Origin of the sequence: Microbacterium hydrothermale (assembly GCF_004854025.1) — a bacterium.
GTDB lineage: Bacteria > Actinomycetota > Actinomycetes > Actinomycetales > Microbacteriaceae > Microbacterium > Microbacterium hydrothermale.
The window spans coordinates 148,837-164,769 of sequence record NZ_STGM01000002.1 but is presented as its reverse complement, the minus strand read 5'-3'; the positions used below and the strand labels follow the sequence as shown (position 1 = coordinate 164,769).

Below are 15,933 nucleotides of genomic sequence, written 5' to 3'. Positions count from 1 at the left end.
CCTCACCGCTATCGGTTTTCTCGATGTCGAGAGATTCCCCTCGGTGCGGGCGTTCCCGGCGTTGTGTTGTCCCCTTGTTCTCGCACGCGCGACCGGGAGTCACGGGCGGGTTGACAGCGGGGCGGCGGACGCTCGCTTTCGCGCGGGATGCCGGATGCCAGGGCAGGCGCGCGCGCGACCGTCGCGAGGGCCGGGGGAGACGCGGTCGGTGCGATGGGGGAGGTGCGGTTGGCGGGCGGGCGACGGAGGTGCGACCTCGGCGCGATGGGCAGGCGGCAGGCTCAGCCGGGTTGGCAGGTCGGGCACCAGAACACGTTGCGCTCACTTGTGTTCGACGCTCCCAGGGTGGTCGCGCGGATCGGGGTGCCGCACCGGCGGCACGGCGCCCCCTCGCGTCCGTAGACCCAGAATCGGCGTCCGGGCCGACTGTCGCCCGTGAAGGTGCGCTCGGGGCGGGGGAGGTTCGCGCGGATCATGCGCTCGCCGAGCGCGATCGTGGCCTGGGCGTCGATCTGCGTCGCGGGCGTGGTGGGGGCGATCCCGCGCACGAAGAGGAGCTCGTTCGCGTAGACGTTGCCGAAACCCGCCACGTTGCGCTGGTCGAGCAGGGCCACGTGGGCGGCGCGCTCGTCGCGCGAGACGCGGCGCACCGCCTCCGCCTCGTCCCAGTCGTCGGCCAGCAGATCGGGTCCGAGGTGCCCGATGATGTCGGGCTCGTCGGTGGTGCGGATCACCTCGACCATGGCGAGATCGAAACCCACCGCGTCCACCCCGGTGACGCCGACGATCGCGCGCGCTTTGAACGCCGCTCGGCGCCAGCGCTCGCCGGGGCGGTAGAGGTCCCAGCGGCCCTCCATCTTGAGGTGCGAGTGCAGGGTGTACCCGCCGATGCGGTGCAGGAGGTGCTTGCCGCGGGCGGCGACCTCGTGCACGGTCTCGCCCCGCAGGTCGGCGGTGGCGCTCCCCGGCACGCGGATGTCGAAGCGGGTGACGACCTTGCCGGCGAGGGCCGCATTCAGCTTCGCCGCGGCGCGGTAGACGGTGTCGCCCTCAGGCACGAGCGGCCTCGCGCAGGGAGTCTCCGGCCGTGAGCTTGCGCAGCGTGAGCCCCTTCGGCGACTCGACGAACCCCGCTTCGCGCAGTGCGCGGCCGACGGCGGTGCCGTAGACGAATTCGCCGTTGACCTGCTCGACCGTCAGCGTCTCGAGTCGTCTCCGGCGCGCGGTCTCGGCGAGGTGCCGGGTCGCGGCCTGCAGCCGGGCTTCGTCGTTGGTGAAGGCCAGCGCGCTGCGCCCTCCGCGCTCGAGGTAGAGCGTGAGCTCGCCGTCGACCAGCACCACGAGGCCGCCGGCCTTTCGCCCGGGTCGGTGCGTGACACCCTCGATCGCGGGCCAGCCGAGGGCGGCGCCGTAGGGGTTCGCCGGATCCGTGGCCGCGAGGGTGACGGTGCGCAGCGGCGGGGGGTCGGCGACGGCGGCGAACTCGCGCAGACGGTCGACGGTCGCCGAGGCGGCGAACTGCGCGGCGCCGAGCTTCTCGATGACGTACCCCCGTCGGCAGTGACCCGCCTCTTCGAAACCGGCGAGGATGCGATAGACCTGCGCGAAGCCGCCGGGCACCCCCTCCGACTGCACGGCACCGCGGGTCACGACGCCGTAGCGGTCGAGCAGCAGGCTCGCGGTGGCGGTGGCCCGGGCCGCCGGGTCGGGCTCGCGATCGGGCAGGAGCGACCACCGGCCGCCGAGCGACGGCGGTCGCGGGGCGGACGTCGCCCGGGGCATGGCGGCACCGCGATACATCCGCGCGCGCGGTGCGCGGCGCGCGACACGGTGCGACTGCCCGCCGCCGCTGAGCAGGGTGCGCACCGGGGCGAAGGTGTCGTTGGTCACGCGTCCGGCCCACGTGAGGGCCCAGAGCGCGTCGTTCACGGATTGCTCGTTCTCGGCGCCCGCGAGCTGCTTCAGCTGCGCCGCGAAGTAGGCACCTCCGCCGGCGAGGGCCGAGAGGATGCGGGCCTCGAGCGAGTCGGGGGCCGGGTCGTCGGCGTCCTCGGGGTCTTGCAGGGTGAACGGAGCGGCCTCGGCCGGGTGGAGGGCGATCCATCCGTCGCGGCCGGGCAGGGTGCCGTGACCCGACCAGACCACCTCTCCGGTCGCGGTCAGCTCGTCGAGCAGGGCGGGGGTGTAATCGGCGACGCGCGAGGGCAGCACGAGCGATTCCCACGCGCTCGCGGGGATGGGCACCCCGGCCAGCTGCTCGACGACGGCGAGCACGCCGTCGATCCCCTCGAGGGGGCGACCGAGGTGCTGCCAGACCGGCAGGAACCGCGCGTACGCGGCGGGGGGCACGGGTTCGACGCTCCCGCGGATGGCCGCCAGAGAGCGCATGCGCAGACGCCGCAGCACCTCGACGTCGCACCACTCGGTCTCGTCGCCGCGTTCTGAGGCACCGGTCCCTGAGCCTGTCGAAGGGGCGGGCAGGAAGAAACCGCTCGCGAGCCGCCCCTGCGATTCGAGCCGCTGCAGGGTGAGACGGGCGACGGCGACCCCGACTCCGAGCCGCTCGGCGACCGCGTCGGTGGTGAAGGGCGCGTGGGTGCGGGCGTAGCGCGCGACGAGATCGCCGAGCGGGTCGGCGAGGGGCTCGAGGAACGCGTTCGGGATGCCGACGGGCAGTGCCGCCCCGAGAGCGTCGCGCAGACGCCCGGCGTCTTCGATGCCGGCCACGCGCGGGACGCCCGCGATGGTGACGCGGATCGCCCGTCGCTCGTCGACCAACGTCGCGAGGTGTCGCTCGGCCTGGGCGACGGCGTCGGCGTCTCCGTCGATGCTCTCTTCGGTGCTCTCCCCCGTGTCGAGGCGTGCCGCCACCTCGGCCGCGTCGAGGGGGCCGAGGATGCGCAGCAGGTCGGCGACGCCCTCCACTCCTCGCGCGCGGCGGTCGGGCGCGAGGCGTTGCGCTTCGCGCTCGAACTGGGCGATCACGTCGGGGTCGAGCAGCTCGCGCATCTCGACCTTGCCGAGGAGCTCACTCAGCAGGGCGGGGTCGACCGAGAGGGCGGCGGCGCGGCGCTCGGCCAGCGGCGAGTCGCCCTCGTACATGAACGCGCCCACGTAACCGAACAGCAGGTCGCGCGCGTACGGCGAGGGTTGCGAGGTGGTGATCTCGACGAGGCGGATGCGACGTTCGCCGATCTGACGCGTGAGACGCAGCAGGGCCGGGAGGTCGTAGACGTCTTGCAGCACCTCGCGCAGGGTCTCGAGGATGATGGGGAAGCTCGGGTGCCGCCGCGCCACCTCGAGGAGCTGCGCGGACCGCTGCCGCTGCTGCCACAGCGGCGACCGGCGGTTCGGGTTCAGGCGCGGGAGCAGCAGCGCGCGCGCCGCGCACTCGCGGAAGCGCGAGGCGAACAGCGCCGAGCCGCCCACCTCGTCGGTGACGATCTGCTCCAGCTCGTCGGGCTCGAACACGAAGAGCTCGGCTCCGGGCGGCTCGGCCGCGGCATCCGGAACCCGCGCGATGATGCCGTCGTCGCTCGCGACGGCGGCGCCCTCGACCCCGAGGCGCTCGCGGATGCGGGCGTTGACGGCCAGCGCCCAGGGGGAGTGCACCTGCATGCCGTATGGGGAATGCAGGATGATGCGCCAGTCGCCGACCTCGTCGCGGCTGCGCTCGACGGTGAGCGTCTTGTCGGTGGGGAGGCTGCCGGTGGCCTCGCGCTGCTCGGCGAGGTAGGCGAGGAGGTTGGTGATCGCGTTGTCGTCGAGTCCGGACTCGCGCAGGCGTTCTTCGGCCTTCGCGCGGTCGGCCCCGGCGATGTCGCGCGAGAACTTGCCGAGGGCCTCGCCGAGTTCGGCGGGGCGTCCGATGCCGTCGCCGTGCCAGAACGGCAGCTTGCCGGGTTGCCCGAAAGCGGGCACGACGTTCACGCGGTCGTGGGTGATCTCGACGATCCGCCAGCTCGTGGTGCCGAGCGTGAACACGTCGTTGACGCGGGACTCGTAGACCATCTCTTCATCGAGTTCGCCGACGCGGGCGTTCTGCGACTCGCCCGCGACGAAGACGCCGAACAACCCGCGGTCGGGGATGGTTCCGCCGCTGGTCACCGCGACACGCTGCGCCCCCGGGCGGCCGGTGAGCGTGCCGGCGTCGCGGTCCCACACCAGGCGCGGTCGCAGCTCGGCGAACTCGTCGGAGGGATAGCGTCCGGCGAGCAGATCGAGCGTCGCCTCGTACGCCGAACGCGGCAGCGAGCGGAACGGCGCGCTGCGCTTGACCGTGTCGAACCACTCCTCGACGTCGATCGCCCCGAGCGCCGAGGCCGCCACCGTCTGCTGGGCGAGGATGTCGAGCGGGTTCTGCGGCACCGAGATGGCCTCGATGCGTCCGCCGAGCATGCGCTCGGTGACCACGGCGGTGTGCAGCACGTCGCTGCGGTGCTTGGGGAAGAGCGCTGCCCGGCTCACCTCGCCGACCTGGTGCCCCGCGCGTCCGACGCGCTGGAGCCCGGATGCCGCGCTGGGCGGCGACTCGACCTGGATGACGAGGTCGACCGAGCCCATGTCGATGCCGAGCTCGAGGCTGCTCGTCGCCACCACGCAGCGCAGCGCCCCCGACTTCAGCTCGTCTTCGACCTGCGCCCTCTGCTCCTTCGACACCGAGCCGTGGTGGGCCTTGGCGAGGATCGCGGCGACCCCGGCGGACGATCCCGCCTGCGCCATCGTCACAGCGGGGACCGTCGGCTCGGGGACGTCGATGCCCTGCCGTTCCGCGTAGATCTCGTTGAGCCGGCCGGTCAGTCGCTCGGCGAGGCGGCGGGAGTTGGCGAAGACGATCGTCGAGCGTCGCTGCAGGATGCGATCGACGATCGCCTCTTCGACGTGGGGCCACACCGAGCCGGCCATCTCGGTGCTCTCGGGGCGGTCGGAGAACCACTCGCCGTCGGTCGCCTCGTCGGGGGCCGGCGAGCCCGGAGGAGGAGGCGGGTTGAGCATGTCGTCGACGGGGACGACGACCGAGAGGTCGAAGGCCTTCGTCGCCTTCGGCGCCACGATGTCGACGGGCTGCGCTCCGCCGAGGAACCGCGCCACCTCGTCGATGGGGCGCACGGTGGCCGAGAGGCCGATGCGCTGCGCGGGGGCATCGAGCAGGGCGTCGAGGCGTTCGAGGCTCACCGCGAGGTGCGCTCCGCGCTTGGTCGCGGCGACCGCGTGCACCTCGTCGATGATGACCGTGTGCACCCCGCGAAGGGTCTCGGCCGCCTGACTCGTGAGCATCAGGTAGAGCGACTCGGGCGTCGTGATGAGGATGTCGGGCGGGTCGCTGACGAGCTTGCGTCGGTCGCTCGAGCTGGTGTCGCCCGAGCGGACCCCCACCGTCACGTTCGGCACGTCGATGCCCAACCGGCGCGCCGACTGGCCGATGCCGACGAGGGGCGAGTGCAGGTTGCGCTCGACGTCGACGCCCAGGGCCTTCAGCGGCGAGATGTACAGGACGCGGGTGTTCGTCGTCGGGACCTTCGCGGCGGACTTCTTACCGCGGCGCGGGGGCGCGGCATCCGGGGTCTCGGGCGCCTTCTCGCGGAAGATGCGGTCGATCGCGAAGAGGAAGGCCGACAGCGTCTTGCCCGAGCCGGTGGGCGCGACCACGAGGGCGTTGCGGCCCGACGAGACGGATTCCCACGCGCCCTTCTGCGCGTTGGTGGGCGCGGAGAACGCACCGCGGAACCAGTCCTGCGTCGCAGGACCGAATTTCTCGAGCACGTCGGCCATGCCGACATCCTCCCCCGGACCTCCGACATCGGGTCGGGGTTGACGTTCGCCCGCCGCGGAACGGACGCCCGTCGAGCCGCGAGATCGCAGGGGCGCAGCACGCGCGTCGGCGCGGAAGCGCCTCTCCCGCGCGAAATCGCACGCGATCGTGCGCGAAGACGCACGGCCTCGCTCCGCGCGTGCGGTCTCGCCGCCCGGTCGCCGGGCTCACGGTGCCTCGGTCAGCCGCCCGTCGTCCAGCCGCAGCCGCAGGTCGAGGTCGAGCCGGTCGAGGAAGACATCGTCATGACTCACCACGAGGACCGCACCTCGGTACGCCTGCAGCGCCACGACCAACTGGTCGACCGTGTCGAGGTCGAGGTTGTTCGTCGGCTCATCGAGCACCAGGAGCTGCGGCGGGGGATCCGCGAGGAGCAGCCGCGCGAGCGCGACGCGGAAGCGCTCGCCCCCGGACAGGCTCCCCACGGGGCGGCCGACGGCGTCTCCGCGCACGAGGAATCGCGCGAGCCGATCGCGCACGAGCGCCACGGGAACGCCCGGCGCCGCCGCGCACACGGTGTCGAGGACGGATGCCGTGTCGTCGAGGCCGTCGAGACGCTGCGGCAGGTAGCCGACGTGCTCGACGCTCGCTCGGGCATGGATCGGCTCCGCGGGGTCCACGGCGCGGACGAGGCTCTCGAGAAGCGTCGTCTTGCCGATGCCGTTGCGACCCACCAGTGCGACGCGCTCGCGACCCGTGACGATCCACTCGCGCTCCTCGTCGCCGAGCGTCAGGATCCGCCGTCCGGCCGCGTTCCCCGGGTCGGGCAGGTCGATGCGCACCACGTCGTCGTCGCGCACGCGGGCCGACGCCTCGTCGAGCGCCGCGCGCGCGGCATCCTCTTTCCCTTTCATCTCGATGCTCAGCCGCCCCGCGCTCACCTGCGCCGCGTTGGCGCGACCCCCCGCGATGATCTTCGGGACCCTCTTCTCGACCTTCGCCTTCTGCGCGACGCGGGATCGCGTGGCGAGCTTGTCGTACGACTCGATGCGCTGTCGCCGCTCGCGCCGCAGCGATTGGACCGCGTCGCGTTCGGCGCGCACGGCGGCCTCCTGCTCCGCGTCGCGGTGCGCGCGCCACACGCTGTACGGGCCGCCGACGACGCTGAGGCTCTGGCCGTAGAGCTCGGCGGTGGCATCCATCAGCTCGAGCAGGCCGACGTCGTGGCTCACGACGACCAGGGTGCCGGGCCAGCTCTGAACGAGCTCGCTCACGCGCGCCCGGGCGTCGCGGTCGAGGTCGTTGGTCGGTTCGTCGAGGAGCGTGATGTCGGCTGCGCGGGCGCGGAGCCCGACGAGCGCGGTCAGCATCGTCTCCCCTCCCGAGAGCTCCCCGACGGTGCGGTCCAGGGCATCGGATGCCAGGCCCGCCTCGGCGAGCAGGGCGTGGGCGCGCGCCTCGACGTCCCAGTCGTCGCCGACCGCGTCGAAATGGTGCGGCGCCACGTCGCCCGACTCGATGGCGCGCAGGGCGGTCAGTGCTGTCTCGACGCCGAGGAGTGCCGAGACGGGTCGGTGCGGATCCGCCGCGAGACGCTGCGGGAGCATGACGACGTCACCGGATGCCGAGACCGTGCCGGAGGTGGGGGCGAGGTGCCCCGAGGCTAAGCGCAGGAGCGTGGACTTGCCGGCGCCGTTTCGGCCGACGAGACCGGTGCGGCCCCGGCCGAGGGCGCCGGAGACCTCGTCGAGGGCGACGGTTCCGTCGGGCCAGACGAGGCGGACGCGGTCAAAGACGAGGGAGGGGGAAACAGCTGACATGACGGAACTCCGGGAACGCGGGATGCGCGGACACCGGACCCGTCCGCGTCAGCGGAGGGCGGCCGAGAAACGGCGGGTCGACGGGTCAGCGCGCGGACAGGGGCGCGGAAGCGTCGACGTTCTTCACCGGAGGAGACCTCGTTCTCGGGGACAGGGATCTCCACGGTAGTCGCACATCGGTCGTCGCGGTACCCCCCCCGGTGCCGTCGGGGAGGGCGTCGTCGCCGTCCTCGCGTGCAGGGCCTGCCGCTCAGCCGGCGTTCGGAGCGGTCGCCTCGGCGAGACGCGCGTCGAGGAAGGCGCGGACGTCGTCGAGCTCGTCCTGCGAGATCGAGTGCGTGAGGCCGGGGTACACCCGTCCGCTGAGCTCGCTGTGGACGGGGAGCCACTGGGCCGTCTGATCGACCAGGGCGGGCGGGATGACGTCGTCGGCGGCCCCGCGGCCCCAGAAGACCGGGGGTCTGCGCTCGGCCAGCACCTCGTCGCCGGGCAGCTCGCCCCCGGCGGCGTAGCCGGCGAGCACGACGACGAACGAGACGGCGTCGGGGTCGACGCGCAGGGCCTGCACGGCGACCGCCCCGCCCTGCGAGAAGCCGAGGAATCCCACGGGGTGCGCGCCGACCGCGTCGCGCACCCACGCGAGCACCGCGCGCGCGGCGTGCGTCACCGCCGCGGGATCGCGACCGTCGAGCCCCTCGATCGGGTACCACGAGGCGCCCGGCATGGGCCACGGCGGTGCCAGGGGCGCGCGCACGCTCGCCACGACGAACCGCTCGGGCAGGTGGGGCACCAGACCGAACAGGTCGTGCTCGTCGGAGCCGTACCCGTGCAGCAGCACGAGCACCGGTCGGTCGCCGCGTTCGGCCGCGGGGACCGACCACCGCACGACGGACGGGTCGAGGGAGGGATGCGCGCTCATGCCGACATTGTCGCAAAGGCCTCCGACATCGCCGGGGGCGAGGCGAGGCGAGCCCACGCGCGGCCCGGGACGCCCGGGGGCGGAGCGCCCGCGACGATCGCCCGCCGAGGGTCCGCGGGGCGTCGATGTCGCGGCATCCGGGGCAGACGTTGATATACAGGGAGCATGCCCGTGCGCACCCCCGACCCCGAACCCGGCGACAACGGCGACGAGCGCGAGCCGCTCTCGGCGCAGTTCTCAGGCACCCCGGGCGGCCCCAACCCCAATCCGGGCTGGTTGAGCGAGGTCGAGCTCGCCGAGGCGCGGCGACGGCTCCCGATGCTCTACGTCGAGGCCCTCCCCGTGCGCACCGACGGCATGGGAGCGGTGACGCAGGTCGGCATCCTGCTGCGCGCGACCCCGCTGGGCGAAATGACCCGCACGCTCGTGTCGGGACGTGTGCGCTACGGCGAGACGGTGCGCGACGCGCTCTTCCGCCACCTCGAGAACGACCTCGGCCCGATGGCCTTCCCCCTGCTCCCGCCGCAGCCGACGCCGTTCACGGTCGCCGAGTACTTCCCGCTCCCGGGCGTGAGCGCGTTCCACGACGACCGGCAGCACGCCGTGTCGCTGGCGTACGTCGTCCCCGTCACCGGCACGTGCGAGCCGCGCCAGGACGCCCTCGAGGTCACCTGGCTCTCGCCGCAGGAGGCGGCATCCGACGCCCTGTCGGATGAGATGGAGGGTGGCCGCGGCACGCTGATCCGCCTCGCCCTGGCCTCGGTGGGCGCCCTGCGCTGACGAGTCCTCCCCACGACGGCCCCGCCGCGGGTTCCGCACCGACCATTGCCCGCTGTCGCACCCCCTGCCTAGGGTCGGAGGATGCCGGATTCTCCCCTGGAACCCCTGACCCTGCCCCGCGACCTCGACGGGTGGCGCGCGTTCGCGGCCGAGCGCCCGCGCGAGCGGCTCGACCGCGTCGCCGAGATCGACGCGCGGCTCGTCGCCGAGACGTCGTCGGGAGCCCGTGAGCGTCTCGCCCTCTGGAACGAGGCCGAGCTCGCGCTCGTCGAGGCCGCCGCCCCTTCCCACCTGCTCAGCGAGTCGCACCCCGATGCCGAGGTCCGCGACGCCGCCGAGGCTCAGGCGCAGGCGGTCGAGGCGGTGCAGTCGCGTCGGCTGCTCGACCGCGAGCTGTGGGGCGTCTTCGCCGACCTCGACGCCGAGGGGCTCGACCCCGACGAACGGCGCCTCCTTGACCAGATCCGTCGGGACTTCCGTCGCGGTGGCGTCGATCTCGCGGATGCCGATCGCGAACGCGTGCGCGAGCTGACCGATCGCGACACCGAGCTGTCGCTGACGTTCTCCCGCAACATCCGCGAGGGGCGTCGAGAGATCCGCGTGCCCGCCTCGTCGCTCGAGGGGCTGCCCGCCGATTTCATCGAGGCGCACCCCGCCGACGCGGAGGGGCTGGTCACGCTCACGACCGAGTACACCGACCTCATGCCGGTGCGCGAGTACGCGCGCGACCGGTCGCTGCGCCACGCCCTGGTCGGCGCGTACAACGACCTCGCGTGGCCGGTCAACGAGCCGGTGCTCGCCGAACTGCTCGCCGTGCGGGCGGAGCGTGCGGCGCTGCTCGGTTACGGCGATTGGGCCGACTACGAGACCGAGACCCGCATGATCGGCTCGAGCGCGGCGGTAGCCGCGTTCCTCGAACGCGTCGCCGCGGCGGCGGCCCCGGCCGCATCCGCGGAGTACGAGCGCGTGCGGGAGCGCTTGCGTCGCGACGACCCCGACGCCGACGCCGTGACGATCGCCGACTTCTGGTACGTCCTCGGGGCGCTCAAGCGCGAGGAGTACGACGTCGACGCGCAGCTCGTGCGCTCGTATTTCCGGTTCGACCGGGTGCTCGACGGCGTGCTCGCCACCACCGGTCGCCTGCTCGACGTCGCCTACGAGCCCGTCGAGACGCCGTCGTGGCACGACGACGTGCGCACGTACGACGTCGTCCGGGCGGGGGAGCGCCTCGGCCGCATCCACCTCGACCTGCACCCGCGCGAGGGCAAGTACAACCACGCGGCGTGCTTCGGCCTTGCCCCCGGCATCGCGGGGCGCGCCCTGCCCGAGTCGGTGCTGCTGTGCAACTTCTCGCGCGGGCTGCTCGAGCACGACGAGGTCGTGACGTTCTTCCACGAGTTCGGGCACCTCGTGCACGACATCCTCGGCGGGCACCAGAAGTGGGCGCGCTGGACCGGCGTCGCCACCGAGTGGGACTTCGTCGAGGCGCCCAGCCAGCTTCTCGAGGAGTGGGCGTGGGATGCCGAGGCGCTCGCCGCCTTCGCGGTGAACGACGAGGGCGAGTCCATTCCCGCCGATCTCGTCGCGCGCATGCGCACCGCCGACGCGTTCGGTCGGGGGCTCGAGGTGACCCGGCAGCTCGGGCACGCGACGACGTCGTACCGTCTGCACGTGGACCGCCCCGCCGACCTCGCGTCGGCCGTCGACGGGTACTACCGCGCCGCGAGCCCGGTGGCCCCGCTCGACGGGTCGCACTCCTACGCCGGCTTCGGGCACCTCACCGGCTACGGGGCCTGCTACTACACCTATCAGTGGAGTCTCGTGATCGCGCGTGACCTGCTGTCGGCCTTCGGCGACGACCTCTTCGACGCCGACACCGCCGCGCGCTATCGGCGCGAGATCCTCGAGCCGGGCGGCACGCGCGACGCACGAGAGCTCGTCGAGGCGTTCCTCGGACGCGAGAACACCTTCGACGCCTACCGGGACTGGCTCGCGGGAGCGTGAGACGACGAGGGCCCCGGCATCCCCTCCGGATCGGGACGGGATGCCGGGGCCCGCGCTGCACCCTGGCCCTGCGGCGCCGGGGTCAGGCGGTCGTCTCGCGCGCGATGGCCGCGACGAACGCGTCGATGTCGTCTTCGGTGGTGTCGAACGAGCACATCCACCGCACCTCGCGACGCATCTCGTCCCAGTCGTAGAAGCGGAAGCTCGCGCGCAGGCGGTCGGCGACTCCGGCGGGAAGCGTCGCGAAGACGCCGTTGGCCTGGGTGGGCTGGGTGAACTCCACGCCCCGGATCGACCCGTCGGCGAGGCCCGCCTCGACGCCCGCGCGCAGGCGCTGCGCCATCGCGTTCGAGTGCCGGGCGTTGCGCAACCAAAGGTCGTCTTCGAGCAGGGCGACCAGCTGCGCCGACACGAAGCGCATCTTGCTCGAGAGCTGCATGTCGAGCTTGCGCAGGTAGGTCAGGCCCGTGGACGCCTCGGGGTCGAGCACGACGATGGCCTCGCCGATCATCGCGCCGTTCTTCGTCCCGCCGAAGCTCAGCACGTCGACGCCGGCGTCGCGCGTGAACGCGCGGAGGGGCACGTCGAGGGCGGCGGCGGCGTTCGAGATGCGAGCGCCGTCCATGTGCAGGCGCATGCCGTGCCCGTGCGCGTGCGCGGCCAGTTCGCGGATCTCGTCGACCGTGTAAAGCGTGCCCAGCTCGGTCGACTGCGTGATCGAGACGACGAGGGGCTGCGCGCGGTGCTCGTCGCCCCAGCCCCACGCCTCGCGGTCTACGAGCTCGGGCGTGAGCTTGCCGTCGTCGGTGGGCACGGTCAGCAGCTTGATGCCGCCCACGCGCTCGGGGGCTCCGCCCTCGTCGACGTTGATGTGGGCGGTGGATGCCGAGATCACGGCGCCCCAGCGGGGGAGCATCGACTGCAGGCCGACGACGTTCGCGCCGGTGCCGTTGAACACGGGATAGGCCTCGACACCCTCGCCCAGCAGCGAGACGAACAGCTCCTGCAGGCGCGCGGTGTAGACGTCTTCGCCGTAGGCGACCTGGTGGCCCTCGTTGGCCGCGGTGATCGCGGCGAGGACGTCGGGGTGGATGCCGGAATAGTTGTCGGACGCGAAGCCGCGCACCGACGTGTCGTGGAGGGAAGTCACCCCTCCAGCGTAACTTTTCCCGACTCCTCCCCAGGGGTGATCTCCTCCACGGATCGCCCGACGCGCGACGGGGTGTCGGTGCCCCCGACGAGAATGGGGGGATGAGGTTGGATCCCGAAGCGCTCAGCATCGCGGGCGAGATGTTCTCGTCGTCCGCGATGATCCGCGCCGACCGCCTCCTCGTCTACGGCTCCGTCGAGGTGGGCGACGCGCGGGCGGTCGGCGACGTGCTCGTGGTGTCGGCCCAGTCGTTCGGCGCCGCGGGCTACGAGCACCTCGAACTGCGCGTCGCCGCCGACTTCTCCCGCGTGTCCGGGTGGTGCTCCTGCGGTCGCGGCCCCGAGTGCGAGCACTCGTGCGCGACGGCGCTCGTCCTGCTCGACCGGCTGATCGCCGCGGGGCGTCCGCCGCGCCCGGAATGGCAGCGTTCGCTCGACGAGCTGTTCGCGACCGCACCGCCCGTCGACGACGAGGCCCCCTTCGAGCTCTGCCTCTTCCTGGCGATCCGCCGCGGCGGGGGGCGCGGCTACGGCACCGCCCTGACCCTCACCGCGCGTCCCGGGGTGCGCGGCACGCGCGGAACGTGGATCAAGGGGCGCGCCGGCTGGTCGGCCCTCGCGACCCTCCCCGCCGATCCGCGCGCCCGCGCCGCGCTCGACAGCCTCGGGCGACTGGGGCGCTACGGTGCCGGCGCTTACCTGTCCGACGAATGGATGCCGCTGTCCGCCGTTCCTCCGCACTCGCTGTGGCTGCAGCTCGATGCGGTCGTCGCGGCGGGCGTCCCCCTGGTGTCGGGAGCCGGTGCGCACCACCCGGTCCGCATCGTCGACGAGCCGGTCGCGGCGGCGGTGACGCTGGATCGGCGCGGCAGCACGCTCCACGTGCGCGGAGGCGTCCAGGGCCTCGACGACGACACCGCGGCCCTGCCGTCGTGGGTGGTCGGCGAACCGGCGGTCGCCGTGGCGTTCGTCGCCGACCGCGACGGCGACGACGAGCGCATCACCCTCGCCCGGCTGTCGGCCCCCGTGTCGGGACCCGTTCGCGGGCTGCTCGCGCGCTCGGGGGCCCTCACGATCGACGAGGGCGGCACTCCGACGTTCCTGCGGGAGTATCTGCCCCGCCTGCAGCTCGACGCGCCGGTGGCGTCTCCGAGGGGCACCGTCGAGGTGCCGCCGGCTCCCCTCCCGATCCTCGAGCTCACCCTCGAGCACCGTGACGTGGCGACGAGCGTCGCCTCGAGATGGGACCGGTCGCCGACGCGAGGGCGTCGCCACGACGAGCACGAGAGGGCGGTGTGGAGCGCGGTTTCGGCGCTCGCCGACGAGATGCGCGTCGAGCTCCCCGCCCCGTATGCGACGGGTGCGGCCCCGGCGCGAGCGCTGAGTGCGAGCGAGGCGGCGCTGCTCGTGGCGGAGGGCCTGCCGCGACTGCGCTCCCTCGCGCACGTCCGCGTCGAGACCCGGGGCGACGAGCCCGTGTACCGGGTGTCGGCCGAGGCCCCGGTCGTCCAGCTGAGCACGGGCGACGACGACGGCAGCGACTGGTTCGATCTGCACGCGCGCGTCAGCGTCGGCGACGTCGAGGTCGACTTCACCTCCCTCTACACGGCCCTGGCTCTCGGCGATCGCGTGCTGTTCGTGGGCGACGGCGAGTACGTCCGCCTCGACACCCCGGAGTTCGACCGCCTCCGCGCGGTGATCGACGAGGCGCGCACCCTCGCCGATCGCCCCGGGTCGGAGCTGGCCGTCAATCGCTACAACGTCGGTCTGTGGGACGACCTGTCCGAGCTCGGCATGATCGCCGCGCACGAGGCGGAGTGGTGGTTGCGCGTCCGCGGTCTCACCGACGACGCCGCCCTCGAACCGGTCGATCCGCCGGCGGGCCTTCGAGCGACGCTTCGCGATTACCAGCGGAGCGGTCTCGACTGGTTGCACTTCCTGCGCGTGCAGGGGCTCGGCGGCATCCTGGCCGACGACATGGGTCTCGGGAAGACCGTGCAGACCATCGCGATGATGGAGGCCGCTCGTGCCGACGATCCGGCGATGGCCCCCTTCCTGATCGTCGCGCCCACGAGCGTCGTCGGCAACTGGGCGCGCGAGTGCGCGGCCTTCGCCCCCGAGCTCGCGGTGCGCACCGTCTCGGCGACGAGCGCGAGACGGTCGACGAGCATCGCCGAGGCGGCCGCCGGTGCGCACGTCGTCGTGACCAGCTACGCCCTGTTCCGCCTCGAGCAGGAGCAGTACGCCGAGGTCGCGTGGTCGGGGCTCGTGCTCGATGAGGCGCAGCAGATCAAGAACCCCGCCTCGCGCGGGTATCGCGCGGCGCGGAGCCTCGCGGTGCCCTTCACGCTCGTCATCACGGGCACCCCGATGGAGAACAACCTTCTCGAACTGTGGGCGCTCATGTCCCTCGTCGCTCCGGGGCTGCTCGGCACGAGGGAGTCCTTCGCCGAGCTCTACCGCACCCCCATCGAGAAGCACTCCGATCGCGAGCGGCTCGACCTCCTCCGCCGTCGCATCCGGCCGTTCCTCCTGCGCCGCACGAAAGAGCTCGTGGCATCCGAGCTCCCGCCCAAGCAGGAGACCGTCATCGCGGTGGGGCTGCATCCCGCGCACCGCAAGCTCTACGACCGACGCTTCCACCGGGAGCGGCAGCGACTTCTGGGCCTGCTCGACGACGATGCCGACGGCAACAGGTTCGCGATCTTCCGGTCGTTGACGATGCTGCGGCAGCTGGCCCTGGATCCCTCCCTGGTCGACGAGGGCGAAGCGCCGTCGGCGAAGCTCGACGCCCTCGAGGAGCTCCTCGTCGAGGCGGCGGCCGAGGGGCACCGGGTGCTCGTACTGAGCCAGTTCACGCGGTTCCTGCGCGCCGCTCGTCAACGCGCGACCGACGCGGGCCTCGCCTCCCGCTACCTCGACGGCACGACGGTCGATCGTCAGGCGCAGATCGACGGCTTCCGCGAGGGAGACGACCCGGTCTTCTTCGTCTCGCTCAAGGCGGGCGGCGTCGGCCTCAACCTGGTGGAGGCCGACTACGTCGTGCTGCTCGATCCGTGGTGGAACCCGGCCGTCGAGGATCAGGCGATCGACCGCGCCCACCGCATCGGGCAGACGCGCCCGGTGATCGTGTACCGGCTGGTGTCGTCCGACACCGTCGAAGAGAAGGTCGTCGCCCTGCGGGAGGCCAAGTCCGAGCTCTTCTCCCGCGTGCTCGACGGCGGTGACGACGACGGGGGAGCGTTCGCCGCGGGCCCCCGGCTGACCGCCGACGACATCCGGAGCCTGCTCGACTGAGCCGTGCTTCGCGCGGGCGGCGGCGCGCGACGGCCCGTGCCGGCACCCCGTACGCGACGGCTCCGGGCGTGTGTCTCGTGCGACGGTCCCCGGGCGGGCGTCTCGCGCGCATCGGCCGTCCACGCACGACGGCCCCGAGCCGGCATTCCGCGTGCGACGGCCCCGGGCCGGCGTCGCACGCGCGACGGCCCGAGCCGGCGTCCGACGGAATC

At 73.0% G+C, this 15,933-nt stretch carries 8 protein-coding genes; 3 read left to right on the top strand and 5 right to left on the bottom strand.

Going from position 1 to position 15,933, the window contains the following annotated elements; translation table 11 throughout:
- Window positions 1-281 precede the first annotated feature (281 nt).
- From FB047_RS04415 to FB047_RS04400, 4 genes are all read right to left on the bottom strand, one after another.
- Window positions 282-1,058 (bottom strand): DNA-formamidopyrimidine glycosylase family protein, encoded by a 777-nt coding sequence (locus FB047_RS04415; RefSeq protein ID WP_136586003.1) that lies wholly within the window; start codon window positions 1,056-1,058, stop codon window positions 282-284.
- Window positions 1,051-5,772: an ATP-dependent helicase gene (locus FB047_RS04410; RefSeq protein WP_136586002.1), complete on the bottom strand. Its 4,722-nt coding sequence runs from the start codon at window positions 5,770-5,772 to the stop codon at window positions 1,051-1,053. Before FB047_RS04410 ends, FB047_RS04415 begins: the two co-directional genes overlap by 8 nt.
- 207 nt (window positions 5,773-5,979) lie before the next feature.
- On the bottom strand, window positions 5,980-7,572 hold the full coding sequence (locus tag FB047_RS04405) for an ABC-F family ATP-binding cassette domain-containing protein (protein WP_136586001.1): 1,593 nt from the start codon (window positions 7,570-7,572) through the stop codon (window positions 5,980-5,982).
- Between the two features lie 250 nt (window positions 7,573-7,822).
- A complete protein-coding gene (locus FB047_RS04400; RefSeq protein ID WP_136586000.1) occupies window positions 7,823-8,491 on the bottom strand; it encodes an alpha/beta hydrolase in 669 nt (222 codons plus the stop codon).
- A gap of 165 nt (window positions 8,492-8,656) precedes the next feature.
- Between FB047_RS04400 and FB047_RS04395 the strand changes: the two genes are divergently transcribed.
- Both FB047_RS04395 and FB047_RS04390 read left to right on the top strand, forming a co-directional pair.
- Window positions 8,657-9,271 (top strand): NUDIX hydrolase family protein, encoded by a 615-nt coding sequence (locus FB047_RS04395; protein WP_136585999.1) that lies wholly within the window; start codon window positions 8,657-8,659, stop codon window positions 9,269-9,271.
- Between the two features lie 81 nt (window positions 9,272-9,352).
- On the top strand, window positions 9,353-11,275 hold the full coding sequence (locus FB047_RS04390) for a M3 family metallopeptidase (RefSeq protein WP_136585998.1): 1,923 nt from the start codon (window positions 9,353-9,355) through the stop codon (window positions 11,273-11,275).
- Window positions 11,276-11,357: 82 nt separating this feature from the next.
- On the opposite strand, the gene FB047_RS04385 is transcribed toward FB047_RS04390, so the two are convergent.
- A complete protein-coding gene (locus FB047_RS04385; protein WP_136585997.1) occupies window positions 11,358-12,425 on the bottom strand; it encodes a threonine aldolase family protein in 1,068 nt (355 codons plus the stop codon).
- A gap of 101 nt (window positions 12,426-12,526) precedes the next feature.
- Here FB047_RS04385 and FB047_RS04380 point away from each other — a divergent pair, with 101 nt between their 5' ends.
- On the top strand, window positions 12,527-15,721 hold the full coding sequence (locus FB047_RS04380) for a DEAD/DEAH box helicase (RefSeq protein WP_205822658.1): 3,195 nt from the start codon (window positions 12,527-12,529) through the stop codon (window positions 15,719-15,721).
- Window positions 15,722-15,933: the final 212 nt, after the last annotated feature.

Coding starts and splice junctions, on each gene's coding strand:
- FB047_RS04410 (WP_136586002.1), bottom strand. CDS start 5,772: ATGGCCGACGTGCTCGAGAAATTCGGTCCTGCGACGCAGGACTGGTTC.
- FB047_RS04405 (WP_136586001.1), bottom strand. CDS start 7,572: ATGTCAGCTGTTTCCCCCTCCCTCGTCTTTGACCGCGTCCGCCTCGTC.
- FB047_RS04400 (WP_136586000.1), bottom strand. CDS start 8,491: ATGAGCGCGCATCCCTCCCTCGACCCGTCCGTCGTGCGGTGGTCGGTC.
- FB047_RS04395 (WP_136585999.1), top strand. CDS start 8,657: ATGCCCGTGCGCACCCCCGACCCCGAACCCGGCGACAACGGCGACGAG.
- FB047_RS04390 (WP_136585998.1), top strand. CDS start 9,353: ATGCCGGATTCTCCCCTGGAACCCCTGACCCTGCCCCGCGACCTCGAC.
- FB047_RS04380 (WP_205822658.1), top strand. CDS start 12,527: ATGAGGTTGGATCCCGAAGCGCTCAGCATCGCGGGCGAGATGTTCTCG.